The sequence below is a fragment of the Polynucleobacter sp. MG-5-Ahmo-C2 genome, from assembly GCF_018687735.1.
Classification (GTDB): domain Bacteria; phylum Pseudomonadota; class Gammaproteobacteria; order Burkholderiales; family Burkholderiaceae; genus Polynucleobacter.
Window position 1 is genome coordinate 92655 of record NZ_CP061304.1, and the last position, 13396, is coordinate 106050.

Annotated in this window: 20 protein-coding genes; 19 read left to right on the forward strand and 1 reads right to left on the reverse strand. The window is 46.5% G+C overall.

Annotation, left to right across the window (positions count from 1 at the left end; genetic code table 11):
• Genes mlaD through hisD form a run of 10 tightly spaced genes read left to right on the forward strand, consistent with a single transcriptional unit; the run spans window position 1 to window position 7325 of the window.
• Window positions 1-483 (forward strand): outer membrane lipid asymmetry maintenance protein MlaD, encoded by a 483-nt coding sequence (gene mlaD, locus C2740_RS00535; protein WP_215293476.1) that lies wholly within the window; start codon window positions 1-3, stop codon window positions 481-483.
• Entirely contained in the window at window positions 480-1241 is a 762-nt protein-coding gene (locus tag C2740_RS00540) for a VacJ family lipoprotein (RefSeq protein ID WP_215293477.1), read from the forward strand. Before mlaD ends, C2740_RS00540 begins: the two co-directional genes overlap by 4 nt.
• A gap of 18 nt (window positions 1242-1259) precedes the next feature.
• On the forward strand, window positions 1260-1901 hold the full coding sequence (locus C2740_RS00545; RefSeq protein WP_215293478.1) for a phospholipid-binding protein MlaC: 642 nt from the start codon (window positions 1260-1262) through the stop codon (window positions 1899-1901).
• A gap of 27 nt (window positions 1902-1928) precedes the next feature.
• Window positions 1929-2186 carry a lipid asymmetry maintenance protein MlaB gene (locus tag C2740_RS00550; protein WP_215293479.1) on the forward strand — a complete coding sequence of 86 codons (258 nt, stop codon included), beginning with the start codon at window positions 1929-1931 and terminating at the stop codon, window positions 2184-2186.
• Between the two features lie 4 nt (window positions 2187-2190).
• Window positions 2191-2943, forward strand: coding sequence for an ABC transporter ATP-binding protein (locus C2740_RS00555; protein ID WP_215293480.1), 753 nt, complete (start codon window positions 2191-2193; stop codon window positions 2941-2943).
• Window positions 2940-3728: an ABC transporter permease gene (locus C2740_RS00560; RefSeq protein WP_215293481.1), complete on the forward strand. Its 789-nt coding sequence runs from the start codon at window positions 2940-2942 to the stop codon at window positions 3726-3728. Before C2740_RS00555 ends, C2740_RS00560 begins: the two co-directional genes overlap by 4 nt.
• 35 nt (window positions 3729-3763) lie before the next feature.
• Window positions 3764-4012, forward strand: coding sequence for a BolA family protein (locus C2740_RS00565; protein ID WP_215293482.1), 249 nt, complete (start codon window positions 3764-3766; stop codon window positions 4010-4012).
• A gap of 44 nt (window positions 4013-4056) precedes the next feature.
• A complete protein-coding gene (gene murA, locus C2740_RS00570; protein WP_215293483.1) occupies window positions 4057-5331 on the forward strand; it encodes a UDP-N-acetylglucosamine 1-carboxyvinyltransferase in 1275 nt (424 codons plus the stop codon).
• Between the two features lie 20 nt (window positions 5332-5351).
• Complete coding sequence (hisG, locus tag C2740_RS00575) at window positions 5352-5978, forward strand: ATP phosphoribosyltransferase (protein WP_215293484.1); 627 nt, start codon at window positions 5352-5354, stop codon at window positions 5976-5978.
• Window positions 5979-5987: 9 nt separating this feature from the next.
• A complete protein-coding gene (gene hisD, locus C2740_RS00580) occupies window positions 5988-7325 on the forward strand; it encodes a histidinol dehydrogenase (protein ID WP_371818573.1) in 1338 nt (445 codons plus the stop codon).
• A gap of 35 nt (window positions 7326-7360) precedes the next feature.
• Here hisD and hisC read toward each other — a convergent pair whose 3' ends face one another.
• Complete coding sequence (gene hisC / locus C2740_RS00585; protein ID WP_215293486.1) at window positions 7361-8428, reverse strand: histidinol-phosphate transaminase; 1068 nt, start codon at window positions 8426-8428, stop codon at window positions 7361-7363.
• 116 nt (window positions 8429-8544) lie between these two features.
• Here hisC and hisB point away from each other — a divergent pair, with 116 nt between their 5' ends.
• From hisB to tatB, 9 genes are read left to right on the forward strand one after another with little or no spacing between them, the layout of a single operon-like run.
• On the forward strand, window positions 8545-9132 hold the full coding sequence (hisB, locus tag C2740_RS00590) for an imidazoleglycerol-phosphate dehydratase HisB (RefSeq protein ID WP_215293487.1): 588 nt from the start codon (window positions 8545-8547) through the stop codon (window positions 9130-9132).
• Window positions 9133-9182: 50 nt separating this feature from the next.
• Window positions 9183-9845, forward strand: coding sequence for an imidazole glycerol phosphate synthase subunit HisH (hisH, locus tag C2740_RS00595; protein ID WP_215293488.1), 663 nt, complete (start codon window positions 9183-9185; stop codon window positions 9843-9845).
• 18 nt (window positions 9846-9863) lie between these two features.
• Window positions 9864-10625, forward strand: a complete 762-nt coding sequence (gene hisA / locus C2740_RS00600; protein WP_215293489.1) for a 1-(5-phosphoribosyl)-5-[(5-phosphoribosylamino)methylideneamino]imidazole-4-carboxamide isomerase — start codon at window positions 9864-9866, stop codon at window positions 10623-10625.
• Window positions 10625-11383, forward strand: a complete 759-nt coding sequence (gene hisF / locus C2740_RS00605; RefSeq protein ID WP_215293490.1) for an imidazole glycerol phosphate synthase subunit HisF — start codon at window positions 10625-10627, stop codon at window positions 11381-11383. Before hisA ends, hisF begins: the two co-directional genes overlap by 1 nt.
• Window positions 11384-11416: 33 nt before the next feature.
• Window positions 11417-11824, forward strand: coding sequence for a phosphoribosyl-AMP cyclohydrolase (gene hisI / locus C2740_RS00610; protein ID WP_215293491.1), 408 nt, complete (start codon window positions 11417-11419; stop codon window positions 11822-11824).
• A 31-nt stretch (window positions 11825-11855) separates the two neighbouring features.
• Window positions 11856-12257 (forward strand): phosphoribosyl-ATP diphosphatase, encoded by a 402-nt coding sequence (locus C2740_RS00615; protein WP_215293492.1) that lies wholly within the window; start codon window positions 11856-11858, stop codon window positions 12255-12257.
• A gap of 6 nt (window positions 12258-12263) precedes the next feature.
• Window positions 12264-12620 carry a histidine triad nucleotide-binding protein gene (locus tag C2740_RS00620; protein ID WP_215293493.1) on the forward strand — a complete coding sequence of 119 codons (357 nt, stop codon included), beginning with the start codon at window positions 12264-12266 and terminating at the stop codon, window positions 12618-12620.
• Between the two features lie 16 nt (window positions 12621-12636).
• On the forward strand, window positions 12637-12858 hold the full coding sequence (tatA, locus tag C2740_RS00625) for a Sec-independent protein translocase subunit TatA (RefSeq protein WP_215293494.1): 222 nt from the start codon (window positions 12637-12639) through the stop codon (window positions 12856-12858).
• 49 nt (window positions 12859-12907) lie between these two features.
• The gene (tatB, locus tag C2740_RS00630; protein ID WP_215293495.1) at window positions 12908-13384 is read left to right on the forward strand and encodes a Sec-independent protein translocase protein TatB; all 477 of its coding nucleotides are present in this window, start codon (window positions 12908-12910) and stop codon (window positions 13382-13384) included.
• Window positions 13385-13396: the final 12 nt, after the last annotated feature.

Here is a 13396-nt window from a genome sequence, read left to right on the forward strand (position 1 = left end):
ATGAGAAAAAGTGCAATTGATATTTGGGTAGGAATTTTTGTTGCCATTGGTTTGTTGGCAGCTTTATTTCTTGCACTAAAGGTTGGCAATATGAATGCAGTGTCATTTGCACCAACTTACAAAATTTCTGCACGCTTTGACAATATCGGTGGTTTAAAGCCTCGTGCGCCCGTGAAGAGTGCTGGCGTGGTAGTTGGTCGTATTGCCAATATTTCTTTTGATGATAAAACCTATCAAGCAACTGTCGTGATGACCATTGAAGAGTCTTATAAGTTCCCCACAGATTCTGCGGCCAAAATTTTGACTTCAGGATTATTGGGTGAGCAATACATCGGCTTAGAAGCGGGTGGCTCAGATGACTTTTTGGCGGATGGTGAAAAAATTTCCCAGACTCAATCGGCGATTGTTTTAGAAAACCTTATTAGTCAATTCCTTTACAACAAGGCTGCAGATAGCGGTCAAGATAAGGGCGCGGCAAAATGAATTTATGGCCCTGTGGTCTGCAGCATAAGCTTAAGCGCCTAGCATTACTGGGCTTGGCTACAGTCCTAGTAGGCTGTGCCTCAATACCCGCAGGCGTTGAGCGCTCACCACAAGATCCTTGGGAGCCCTTTAATCGTTCGGTCTTTGAATTTAACGAGGGGCTGGATGCCTATGTCTTGAAGCCAGTAGTTGCTGGCTATCGTTTCGTTTTGCCTGAATTTGTCCGCGAAGGTATTTACAACTTCTTCAGCAACTACAACGATATCTACACAGCTTTGCAAAACATGTTGCAGGGTAAGCCTGACTATGCCTTTAATGATTTGATGCGCGTCGTCGTCAACACCACCTTTGGTTTGGGCGGTTTTATTGATATGGCCACTCCGGGCGGTTTAGATAAACATAAGGAAGACTGGGGTCAAACCTTTGGCGTCTGGGGTGTTCCTGCTGGCCCATATGTAGTGTTGCCATTCTTTGGGCCTAGTAACGTACGCGATACCTTCGGTACCGTTGCCGACTTGGAGACGGATTACTTCTTCAAATACATCCATCCAGTGGGTTTGCGTAACAGCCTTACTGGGTTACGTGTAGTGAATGCTCGCAATACCTATTACGAAGCTGGTGATTTATTGGATGGGGCTGCAATAGATAAATACAGCTTTATGCGTGATGCTTACATTCAGCGTCGTCAGTATCAGATTAATGAAGGGCGAGATGATGAAGAGCCTACGATGCCGGTTTACCAGAATCCATACGAATAAATAGTGAGACAGGTGTATATGAAAAGTTACAAAATAATTTCCCAGCATTTGGTAGCAGGCTTGCTTCTTATTTCTGGCGCAGTTTTTGCTCAAACCCCTGATCAAGCGACTGCTCCAGACGCCTTAATCAAAATGGTGGTGACCGATGTCATGGCTTCTGTGAAGGCTGACCCTGATATTCAGAAGGGCAATATTCCAAAGATTGTGGACTTGGTTGAGAAGAAAATTGTTCCGTTTACAGATATGCGTCGTACAACAGAAATGGCAATGGGTCCTAATTGGAAAAAAGCAAGCCCTGAACAACAGAACCAATTGGTGATGGAATTTAAAAATCTCTTGATTCGCACATATTCTGGTGCCTTGAGTCAATTGCGTGACCAAACTGTGCAATTCAAGGCGCTTCGTGCCGCCCCTGACGATAAGGAAGTGGTTGTCAAAACCGTTGTCCTTGGTCGTGGAGACCCAGTGCCCTTGGATTACCGCCTTGAGAAAACAGAGAAGGGCTGGAAAGTCTATGACATGAACATCATGGGTGTTTGGTTGGTTGAGGCTTATCGAAATCAGTTTTCAAACCAAATTAGCCAAAATGGAATTGATGGTCTCGTAAAGTTCTTGCAAGATCGCAATAAGCAGTTGGCTAGCGCTAAGCCAACAAATTAATAGCAAGATTCATTTAGACATTTGACAATGACTTTTTCTTTGCCTAAGACAGTAACGCAGGAAAATGCCCTGCAGCTTGAAAAAGAAGGCTTATTAAATTTGCCTAATCTACGAGCAATTGATTGCGATTCACTAAAAGATTTTGATTCCACTGTATTAACTGTTCTATTGGCATGGCAAAAGAAATTACAGGCTGATGGACGCTCCCTTGTTATTGAGCATGCCCCTGAAAAGTTAAAAGTCTTGGCCAGTGTCTACGGTGTATCTGCATTGCTAGGCTTGTAACAGCATGCATCCAGCAATCTCAATTAAAAATATATCTAAATATTACGGAGCACTTCAGGCTCTGGATGATGTTTCTTTGGCCATTGAGCCGGGTGAATTCTTTGGCTTACTCGGCCCCAATGGTGCTGGTAAAACTACCCTGATTTCTATCTTGGCAGGCTTGGTTACTCCAAGCAAGGGTCATGCAGCCATTATGGGCGCAGATGTTCAGAGGGCATTTCGTGAGGCTCGCCGCATGTTGGGCGTTGTTCCTCAAGAATTGGTATTTGATCCTTTCTTTACTGTTCGTGAAACCTTGCGTTTTCAATCGGGTTATTTTGGTATTCGTCATAACGATGACTGGATCGACGAGATCATTGCAAACCTTGATCTCACAGCAAAAGCAGATAGCAATATGCGCTCATTGTCTGGTGGTATGAAGCGTCGCGTCTTAGTTGCTCAGGCATTGGTACACAGGCCACCAGTGATTATTTTGGATGAGCCTACTGCTGGCGTAGATGTGGAGTTGCGCCAGTCTCTATGGCAATTTATTAGCCGACTCAATCAAGATGGCCACACAATTGTGTTGACTACCCATTACCTAGAAGAGGCAGAAGCCTTATGTCAGCGCATTGCCATGCTTAAGCAAGGCAAGATTGTTGCCTTAGATACCACTGCCAACCTGTTGACTCGTTATGGTTCAGTAAAAAAAGATGGCGAAGGTAAGACAGATTTGGAAGAGGTCTTTGTCAATATTATGTCCGGAGGTGCTTTGTGAAGCATGGGCTAAGTAGACATTCCTTAGAGTACGGCAGTGGTTTTCCAACATTGTTGCGCAAGGAAATACTGCGCTTTTATAAAGTCGGATTTCAGACTGTAGCTGCTCCAGTATTAACGGCCATTTTGTACCTCATGATTTTTGGTCATGTACTCGAAGGCAGAGAAGTGTATGGCCGTCTAAGTTACACGGCATTTCTAATACCCGGCTTGGTCATGATGAGCGTTTTGCAAAACGCGTTTGCAAATACCTCCTCATCCTTAATACAGTCTAAGGTTACGGGTAACTTGGTATTCGTTTTGCTTGCCCCCTTGAGCCATTTTGAATTCTATGCAGCTTATATTTTGGCGGCTGTATTTCGTGGTGTAGTGGTGGGCTTCGGCGTGTTTTTGATTACCGCTTGGTATGGCTTGCCAGCAATAGAGTTCCCATTGTGGATTTTGACTTTTGCATTTTTGGGTGCTGCTATTTTAGGTAGTTTAGGATTGATTGCTGGCATCTGGGCCGATAAATACGATCAACTGGCTGCTTTTCAAAATTTCATCATCATGCCCGCCACCATGTTGTCAGGTGTTTTCTACTCAATTCATTCTCTTCCGCCAGCATGGCAGGCGGTGTCCCATTTCAACCCATTCTTTTACATGATTGATGGTTTCCGTTACGGCTTCTTCGGGATTTCTGATATTTCTCCGTGGAATAGTTTGGCAATCGTTGCTTGCTTCTTTATTGTCGTTTCAGTGATTGCTTTGCGCCTGTTACAAAAGGGCTACAAGCTCCGCCATTAATGATTTGCACTATTTAGTTTTATTAGGAGAGAAGTATGTTGCCAACCCCAGAACAAATTGAGGGCTACATTCAGCAGGGAATTGTCTGCACCCATATTCAAGTCGAAGGCGATGGCCAGCATTTCTTTGCAACCATTGTTAGCCCAGAATTTGAGGGCAAGCGTTTGGTGCAGCGTCACCAATTGGTATATGGTGCTATGGGTGATCGCATGAAAGCAGAGGTACATGCTTTATCGATGAAAGTATTTACCCCAGAAGAGTTTGCTCAAAACTCCGCCACCTAAAATATTAATAACAGAACTCAATAAGTCTCTAGTGGAATCGTTTCATGGATAAATTACGAATGGTTGGCGGCACACCCCTCAAAGGTGAGGTAGTGATCGCGGGGGCTAAAAATGCGGCTTTGCCAATTCTTTGCGCATGTTTGCTAACTGATCAACCAGTGGTGCTACGTAACGTCCCAGATTTGCAGGACGTGCGCACGATGCTCAAACTCTTGCAAGAAATTGGTGTCACCATCAATTTTCCTGATGCGAATGATCGCAGTCATTTAGTGCTAAGCGCAGCGGTGATTAAGAGTTCAGAAGCAACGTATGAGATGGTGAAAACCATGCGCGCTTCCATTTTGGTTCTAGGTCCACTTTTAGCCAGAATGCATAGTGCTAAGGTTTCTTTGCCGGGAGGTTGTGCTATTGGCGCTCGCCCTGTAGATCAGCACATCAAGGGCCTAAAGGCTATGGGTGTAAGCATCAAGATTCAGAGTGGTTATATTCAAGCTGAGACAAGGCCACCAACAGATCGCCTAAAGGGTGCATCGATTTTGACCGATATGATTACCGTAACGGGCACAGAAAATTTATTGATGGCTGCGACCTTAGCCTCAGGCACAACGATTCTCGAAAATGCGGCCCGCGAACCAGAAGTTGGCGATCTTGCTGAGTTGTTAGTGAAGATGGGCGCAAAGATTTCTGGGATTGGCACTGACCGTTTAGTAATTGAGGGTGTTGAAAAACTTCATGGCGCTGAGCATTCAGTCATTCCAGATCGTATTGAGGCAGGCACATTCCTGTGCGCGGTTGCTGCTGCCGGTGGCGAAGTGCTTGTGAAGCATTGCCGCCCTGACACACTAGATGCAGTGATGGTGAAATTAAAAGACGCTGGCTTACAAATGGAGGTTGGCCCTGATTGGATTAAGGCATCGATGCAGAGTCGCCCCAAGGCTGTGAGTTTTCGTACCTCAGAGTACCCGGCCTTCCCAACGGATATGCAGGCGCAATTGATGGCTGTAAATGCTGTCGCAGCAGGTAGCTCAACGATTACTGAAACAATTTTTGAAAATCGTTTTATGCACGTTCAAGAGTTAAATCGCTTGGGCGCTGACATCGCGATTGAGGGAAATACTGCAATTGCGCAGGGCGTAGAAAAGCTCTCGGGCGCAATTGTGATGGCGACTGATCTGCGCGCCTCCGCTAGTTTAGTGATTGCTGGCTTAGCGGCTCAGGGTGAAACTCAGGTTGACCGGATCTACCATTTAGATCGTGGCTATGACCGCATGGAGCAGAAATTGACACTATTGGGCGCAAAGATTGAGCGCATAAAGTAAGCCTGATGGATAATTGGTCCATGAAATTGACTTTAGCTCTCTCCAAGGGGCGCATCTTCGAAGAAACTGCAGAGATCCTATCCAAGGTCGGCATTGTGCCGAAGGAAGATCCAGAAAAGTCGCGCAAACTCATTATTGAGACCTCAAATCCGGATGTACGTTTGATCATTGTGCGTGCCTCGGATGTGCCTACCTATGTGCAATTTGGGGGTGCTGATTTCGGAGTCGCAGGTTTAGATGTGCTGATGGAAAAAGGGACCGACGGTCTTTACGTCCCATACGATCTCAATATCGCTAAGTGCCGCATGTCGGTTGCTGTGCGTGAAGGCTTTGACTATGCAGCAGCAGTGAAGCAGGGCTCCCGTTTAAAGGTGGCTACGAAGTACCTTAACTGTGCACGCGAACACTTTGCTAATAAGGGTGTGCATATCGATACGATTCAGCTTTATGGTTCTATGGAGTTGGCCCCGCTTGTAGGTTTAGCAGATGCGATTGTGGATTTAGTTTCAACGGGCAACACGCTTAAGGCGAATGGCTTGGTTGAAGTCGAGCCAATTGCGGATATCAGTGCGCGCCTAGTGGTGAACCAAGCTTCATACAAACGCAAACGCGCTCAGCTGCAACCTATTTTTGAGTTGCTGAAGTAAAACGCAATATTGTTTCCTACTGAAATGTCTGCACAAATCAAAGTCAAGCGCCTCAATAGCCAAGATACGGGTTTTAAAGAAATCTTGCTCTCCAGCCTTTCGCTGCCTATGGCTGACGATGAGGCAATTGATGCTGCCGTCGCTAAGATTCTTTTAGCAATCAAGGGGAGGGGTGATGCAGCAGTCTTGGACTTCACCAATCAATTTGATCGTTTAAATGTTGCTAGCGTTTCTGAGTTAGAGATTCTCTCTAAAGACTTAGAGCAGGCTTATCGGTCTTTATCAGCAGAGCAAAAGAGTGCATTGGATATTGCCGCACAACGAGTGCGCGCATATCACGAAAAACAAAAGATTGAAGCGGGTTGTCACTCCTGGGAATATGAAGAGGCAGATGGTACCCGCTTAGGCCAAAAAGTGACTGCACTCGATCGGGTTGGAATTTATGTTCCCGGCGGTAAGGCTGCATACCCATCATCTGTTTTGATGAATGCCATTCCGGCGAAAGTGGCTGGCGTTGAGCAAGTCATCATGGTTGTGCCAACGCCCGAGGGCGCACGCAATCCATTGGTATTGGCTGCTGCCTATTTGGCAGGTGTAGATCGTGTCTTTACGATTGGTGGGGCGCAGGCAGTTGGTGCGTTGGCCTATGGCACTGAGACTATCCCATCGGTAGATAAGATTGTTGGTCCGGGTAATGCCTATGTTGCTGCAGCTAAGCGCAGAGTATTTGGGATTGTCGGCATCGACATGATTGCGGGCCCTTCAGAAATTTTGGTCCTTTGTGATGGCTCAACTAATCCCGATTGGATTGCGATGGATCTGTTTTCTCAAGCAGAGCACGATGAGCAGGCCCAGTCTATTTTGCTTTGTCCAGATGCTGCGTTTATTGAACAAGTGCAAGCCAGTATGAATAAGCTTCTTCCCGAGATGCCAAGAGCTAAAGTAATTGAGGCGTCTTTGACTAATCGCGCACTCCTCGTTCAGGTCAGGGATATGAGTGAAGCTTGCGAAATCGCCAATGCGATCGCCGCAGAGCATTTAGAAATTTGCGCGGCCGATCCTCGCAAGTGGGCAGAGAAAATTCGTCATGCCGGTGCGATCTTTATGGGTAAATACACCAGTGAGTCCCTTGGGGATTACTGCGCTGGACCGAATCACGTCTTACCAACAGCCCGCACAGCCCGTTTCTCATCGCCATTAGGCGTGTACGATTTTATTAAGCGCTCTAGCATGATCGAAGTGAGTGAGGCCGGTGCTCAGACTCTAGGATCAGTTGCCAGTACTCTGGCCCACGGCGAAGGCTTGCAGGCCCATGCGCGTGCAGCTGAAATGCGTCTGAAGAAATAAATCCAGACGCATTTTGAAAATAAACTCGAATTAAATTAAGCTAGAATTTCTTTTAAAGTGGCGACGAGTTCGCCGCTTTGTACATCCGTGCCAATCGTAATGCGCAAGAAATCTTCTATGCGTGGTAACTTAAAGTGGCGCACGATGATACCGCGATCTCGCAAGGCTTGATAAAGCGTTGCGCCAGCATGCTGAGGATGCCGGGTAAAGATGAAGTTTGCAGTTGACGGCAGCGTTTCAAAGCCTAAAGCATTTAGCTCGCTCACTAACTTAGTGCGTGTTTGTATAACCTTCTTAGAGGTTTGCTCAAGGTGGGCTTGATCATCGATGGCAGCAATGGCACCTGCTTGTGCAAGGCGACCCAGGGGGTAGGAGTTGAAGCTATTTTTGACGCGCTCTAAACCTTCTATCAAGACGGGGTGCCCAACTGCAAAACCAACGCGCAAACCAGCAAGTGCGCGTGACTTAGAAAGGGTATGAACGATTAGAAGATTTTCTGGGCAAGCGTCACCACGCAATAGCGGAATGCAAGACTCTGTACCGTAATCGACATACGCTTCATCAATCACCACGACAGAGTCTTTGTTTCGAGCGAGTAAGGATTCGATTTCAGAACGGGGAATAGATCGACCAGTAGGCGCATTTGGGTTGGGGAAAATAATTCCACCATTTGGAGCACTGTAGTCAGCGATCTCGATTTCAAAACTATTTGCTAGCGGCACCATTTTGTATTCAATACCAAATAGTTTGCAGTAGACAGGGTAGAAGCTATAAGTGATGTCGGGAAAGTGAACTGGCTTGTTATGTTTGAGAAGGCCTGCAAAAACATGGGCTAAGACTTCATCAGAGCCGTTTCCTAAAAACACTTGCTTTGGGTTCAGACCATGTAATTTAGCAATAGCCTGTTTAAGCGCAGCGCCCTCTGGATCAGGATAAAGGCGTAAATCTTCGTTGTTCTGTGCCTCAATCGCGGCAAGAGCCTTGGGCGAGGGACCATATGGGCTTTCGTTCGTGTTGAGTTTTACCAGCCGCTGCATTTGAGGCTGCTCCCCCGGGACATAAGGGGTTAAGGTTTGAACAACGGGGCTCCAAAAACGGCTCATTAGGGTACTCAGCTCAAAAATCAGAATAAAAGTGAAGCAATAACTGCATTTATTTCTCTTCTAGGAATGATATTATGAGGCTTCAATCAACACTTCGCCTCGCGGCGCAATGAAGCATGCGGCAAGCCGACGTTACCCGAAACACTTCGGAAACCAAAATTCAAATTTCCATCAATTTAGATGGTACTGGTAAGGCTGAGCTGGCCTCTGGTGTTCCTTTTCTAGATCATATGTTGGATCAGATTGCCCGTCACGGCATGATTGACCTCAAAGTAGTCGCAAATGGCGATACCCATATCGATGATCACCACACCGTAGAAGATGTAGGAATTACCTTGGGTCAGGCCTTTGCTAAGGCGGTAGGCGATAAAGCGGGTATTACCCGTTATGGCCATTCCTATGTGCCTTTGGATGAAACCCTCTCGCGTGTCGTTATTGATTTTTCTGGCCGCCCAGGATTGGAATTCAACGTGCCATTTACTCGTGCCCGGGTAGGCGACTTTGATGTTGATCTTAGCATTGAGTTCTTCCGTGGTTTTGTAAATCACGCGGGAGTGACTTTGCACATTGATAATCTGCGTGGCATCAATGCGCACCATCAAATTGAAACTGTGTTCAAGGCTTTTGGCCGCGCTTTACGCATGGCTGTAGCGATTGATTCACGGGCATCTGGTGCCGTTCCTTCAACTAAAGGCAGTCTCTAATTTAGACACCCCATAGTTGCTCTGCAGACAACAGCGAAAGATAAGCTAAATTGGCGCAAACTATTGCGATCGTTGATTATGGAATGGGTAATCTCCGTTCTGTATATCAAGCATTTCATCATGTAGCTCCGGATGACAATGTATTAATTGCCCACAATCCTGAAGAAATTCGTTCTGCAAATCGTGTTGTTTTGCCCGGTCAAGGTGCAATGCCAGATTGCATGAAGCATCTCGCAGAGTCTGGTTTATTGGGGGCCCTATTAGAGGCATCAAAAAACAAGCCCCTACTCGGAGTGTGTGTAGGGGAGCAAATGCTTTTTGATCAAAGCGCTGAAGTGCGAACAACAAAGCAGAATCAGTGGACTCCGTGTTTAGGCTTGATTCCCGGCGAAGTTCGCCGTTTTGAGTTGGCTGGTAAAAAGCAGGCTGATGGTTCTGCTTATAAAGTGCCACATATGGGTTGGAACCAGGTGCGTCAAGACTCTAAACACCCCTTGTGGAGCGGTATTCCTGATCTTACGAGTTTTTATTTCGTCCATAGCTACTATGTTGTGCCGCAATGCAAAGAAGATATTGCAGGCTCTACCGAGTACGGCGATTGGTTTACTTCTGCAGTTGCGCGAGATAATATTTTTGCTACACAATTTCATCCAGAAAAAAGTGCAGAATACGGATTAAAGCTTTACCAAAATTTTGTTTCTTGGCAACCTTAATACTTTTAACCTTTAGTTATGCTGCTGATTCCTGCAATTGATCTCAAAGACGGCCACTGCGTTCGACTTGAACAAGGCGATATGGATAAAGCCACGGTTTTCTCTGAGGATCCTGGTGCCATGGCTGCACACTGGATTAGTAAAGGCGCGCGTCGTTTACATCTAGTCGATCTTAATGGCGCATTTGCAGGCAAGCTTAAAAACGAATCTGCCATCAAATCGATTCTTAAAGCAGTTGGCGATGAGATTCCTGTGCAATTGGGTGGCGGCATTCGTGATCTTGAAACAATTGAGCGTTTATTGGATGATGGCATTAGTACTGTGATCATTGGCACTGCCGCAGTGAAGAATCCTGGTTTTGTACAAGACGCATGCACTGCATTTCCTGGCCATGTCATGGTCGGCTTAGATGCACGTGACGGCAAGGTGGCTACAGATGGTTGGAGCAAGATCACCGGACATGAAGTGATTGATCTTGCTAAGAAGTTTGAAGACTGGGGTGTTGAGGCGATCATCTATACCGACATTGGTCGTGATGGCATGCTCAAGGGTGTCAATATTGAGGCCACCATTAAGCTCGCTCAGGCTATTCGTATTCCAGTCATTGCGAGTGGCGGCCTCTCGAATAATAAAGATATCGAAGCACTCTGCAAGGCGGAAGAAGAGGGTGTCATGGGTGTTATTGCAGGTCGCTCTATCTATGCTGGAGATCTTGATCTTGCGGCCGCTCAAAAATATGCAGACGAGTTAACCCTCCAGTACGCAAAGAAAATTATCTAGTGTTAACGAAGCGAATCATTCCTTGCCTCGATGTCACTGCAGGGCGGGTTGTTAAGGGTGTTAACTTCCTTGGTTTGCGCGATGCAGGCGATCCTGTGGAAATCGCTAAACGTTATGACACCCAGGGTGCTGACGAACTTACTTTCTTAGATATCACTGCTACATCCGATGGCCGTGATCTTATTTTGCACATCATTGAAGATGTTGCTTCTCAGGTATTTATTCCTTTAACTGTTGGTGGGGGTGTACGCGCAGTCGCTGATGTGCGTCGCCTGCTCAATGCTGGCGCAGATAAAGTCAGCATGAATTCCTCTGCAGTTGCTAACCCAGATTTAGTTTCTGATGCTGCCGCTTATTACGGCTCCCAATGCATTGTGGTCGCAATTGACGCCAAACAAACTGCTGCTGGCAATTGGGAGGTCTTTACCCATGGCGGCAGAACAGCTACTGGAATTGATGTGGTCGAGTGGGCCAGCGAGGTTGCCAAACGTGGTGCCGGTGAAATTTTGCTGACCAGCATGAATCGTGACGGTAGTAAAGACGGTTTTGATTTAGCCTTAACTGCGGCCGTGAGCGATGCAGTATCTGTGCCGGTGATCGCATCGGGTGGCGTTGGCAATTTACAGCATTTAGTCGATGGGATTACTAAAGGCCATGCCGATGCCGTGTTGGCAGCCAGCATTTTTCATTATGGTGAGTACACCGTAGGGCAGGCAAAAGAATATATGGCGGCCCAAGGAATTCCCGTTCGTATTTAGGCTGTATTTCTAGATTCGCTGTAAAGTTAGGGCATGAGCAATCTCAAGAGCACCTTCACCCCTGCCCAGTTGTTACAAGCCGGCGCTTGGCTTGATGCTGTGGCATGGAATGAGCAAGGTTTAGTTCCAGTAATCACACAAGAAGTCGGCAGTAAAGATATCTTGATGATGGCCTGGATGAATCGCGATGCCTTATTAGCTACCCTGCGTTTAGGCGAGGCGATTTACTGGACACGCTCTCGGCAAAAGCTTTGGCATAAAGGCGAAGAATCTGGTCACACTCAAAAGGTAAAAGAAATTCGCCTAGATTGCGATGGCGATACGATCTTATTGATGGTTGAGCAAAAGGATGGAATCGCTTGTCATACCGGAGAGCACAGCTGTTTCTTTTTGCAATGGGACTCTGCTAAATCTGCTTGGGTTGATGAATCCAAAAAGTAGACCTGCTTGATAAAACACATAAAATGAAGCAATGACTTGTTCAACCAATAAACCCTCTAATTTAGATTCTGCATTCGCGCATTTAGCCGATGTTGTAGATCAACGTCGTGATGCGTTTAAGGCGGGACAAGCTGACCCCAAGACTTCCTATACAGCTTTGCTTTTCTCAAAGGGCGATGACGGAATTCTGAAGAAAATTGGTGAAGAAGCAACTGAGGCAGTCATGGCTGCTAAAGATGCTCGTAACTCCAACTTGGCCGCCGAGCAGCAAAAGCTGTTAGTGGCTGAAATGGCAGACCTGTGGTTTCACTGTCTCATTGCCTTGTCGCAATTTAACTTGCGGCCAGAAGACGTTATTGCAGAGTTAGATCGTCGCTTAGGAACATCGGGGATAGAAGAGAAGGCAGCCAGAAAAGCATCGGGTAAGGAATAAATAGGCATGTCACACGATCCAAACTGCCTGTTTTGCAAGATTTCACAAGGCTTAATTCCATCCCAGAAGGTTTATGAGGATGAGGAAATCTATGCCTTCAAGGATATTAATCCAGCCGCACCAGTGCATTTTCTAATGATTCCCAAAAAACATATCCCTATGCTGGAGTCGGCAGAAAGCATTGATGCCCCTTTGCTGGGTAGAATGATGGAATTAGCGCCGCGTCTTGCCAAAGAGCAAGGTTGCCGTCCTGGTAAGGATGGCGGCTTTAGGTTAATGGTGAATAATGGTGTCGATGGAGGGCAGGAGGTTTATCACTTGCATTTGCATGTGATGGGCGGTCCGCGCCCCTGGAAAAAATAATCCAAGGAGATTTAAGATGGGCTCATTTAGCATTTGGCATTGGTTAATTGTTTTGGTCATCGTGATGTTGGTATTTGGTACCAAGAAATTGCGTAATATCGGCCAAGATCTAGGCGGCGCTGTAAAAGGCTTTAAAGATGGTATGAAGACATCCGAAGAGCCTAAGGAACAAATTCAGCAAAGTAGTGCAACAGGAGAAAAGACTGTTGACGTGCAAGCCAAAGACCTCAACAAGTGATTCCTGATGGCGCAATAGAAACCCATGTGGTTTATAGAAGACTGCTGAAATGATTGATCTTGGGGTTTCAAAACTTGCGCTTATCGCAGTAGTTGCTTTAGTCGTAGTGGGCCCAGAGCGCCTACCAAAAATTGCCCGTATGGCGGGGAATTTATTTGGTCGTGCACAGCGTTATATGGCCGACATTAAATCCGAGGTGAATCGCCAGATGGAAGTTGAGGAATTTAAAAAGTTCCGCGAAGAAAGTGCATCCGCTCTCAAGGAGGTTGAGAACAGTATTCATTCAACCGTTCAAGAGGCTAATACCCACCTCAGTGATCAGGCTGATATTTTTGAAACCAGTTTTGAGAAATTGCCACTTGATGAGAGAGCCGTGTGGGATAAGACTAAGCGTCAAGGTCGCAATAGCTGGGGCGTCAGACGTGCGGCTAGACCAATCTGGTTCAAGCGCTCGGCAGGTGTGCGGACACGCGTTCAATCGGGTGCTGCCAGAATGAAGCGCTTTCATCACAGCAGTATCAAATAAATAAAGCCAGAA

Bases quoted from the DNA above. Each gene is read 5' to 3' on its own strand.
- C2740_RS00550 (WP_215293479.1), top strand. From the start codon at position 1,929: ATGACTTTTTCTTTGCCTAAGACAGTAACGCAGGAAAATGCCCTGCAG.
- C2740_RS00615 (WP_215293492.1), top strand. From the start codon at position 11,856: ATGACTTGTTCAACCAATAAACCCTCTAATTTAGATTCTGCATTCGCG.
- hisG (WP_215293484.1), top strand. From the start codon at position 5,352: ATGAAATTGACTTTAGCTCTCTCCAAGGGGCGCATCTTCGAAGAAACT.
- hisB (WP_215293487.1), top strand. From the start codon at position 8,545: ATGCGGCAAGCCGACGTTACCCGAAACACTTCGGAAACCAAAATTCAA.
- tatA (WP_215293494.1), top strand. From the start codon at position 12,637: ATGGGCTCATTTAGCATTTGGCATTGGTTAATTGTTTTGGTCATCGTG.
- C2740_RS00620 (WP_215293493.1), top strand. From the start codon at position 12,264: ATGTCACACGATCCAAACTGCCTGTTTTGCAAGATTTCACAAGGCTTA.
- hisC (WP_215293486.1), bottom strand. From the start codon at position 8,428: ATGAGCCGTTTTTGGAGCCCCGTTGTTCAAACCTTAACCCCTTATGTC.
- hisA (WP_215293489.1), top strand. From the start codon at position 9,864: ATGCTGCTGATTCCTGCAATTGATCTCAAAGACGGCCACTGCGTTCGA.
- C2740_RS00565 (WP_215293482.1), top strand. From the start codon at position 3,764: ATGTTGCCAACCCCAGAACAAATTGAGGGCTACATTCAGCAGGGAATT.
- hisI (WP_215293491.1), top strand. From the start codon at position 11,417: ATGAGCAATCTCAAGAGCACCTTCACCCCTGCCCAGTTGTTACAAGCC.
- C2740_RS00540 (WP_215293477.1), top strand. From the start codon at position 480: ATGAATTTATGGCCCTGTGGTCTGCAGCATAAGCTTAAGCGCCTAGCA.
- C2740_RS00545 (WP_215293478.1), top strand. From the start codon at position 1,260: ATGAAAAGTTACAAAATAATTTCCCAGCATTTGGTAGCAGGCTTGCTT.
- C2740_RS00555 (WP_215293480.1), top strand. From the start codon at position 2,191: ATGCATCCAGCAATCTCAATTAAAAATATATCTAAATATTACGGAGCA.
- tatB (WP_215293495.1), top strand. From the start codon at position 12,908: ATGATTGATCTTGGGGTTTCAAAACTTGCGCTTATCGCAGTAGTTGCT.
- murA (WP_215293483.1), top strand. From the start codon at position 4,057: ATGGATAAATTACGAATGGTTGGCGGCACACCCCTCAAAGGTGAGGTA.
- mlaD (WP_215293476.1), top strand. From the start codon at position 1: ATGAGAAAAAGTGCAATTGATATTTGGGTAGGAATTTTTGTTGCCATT.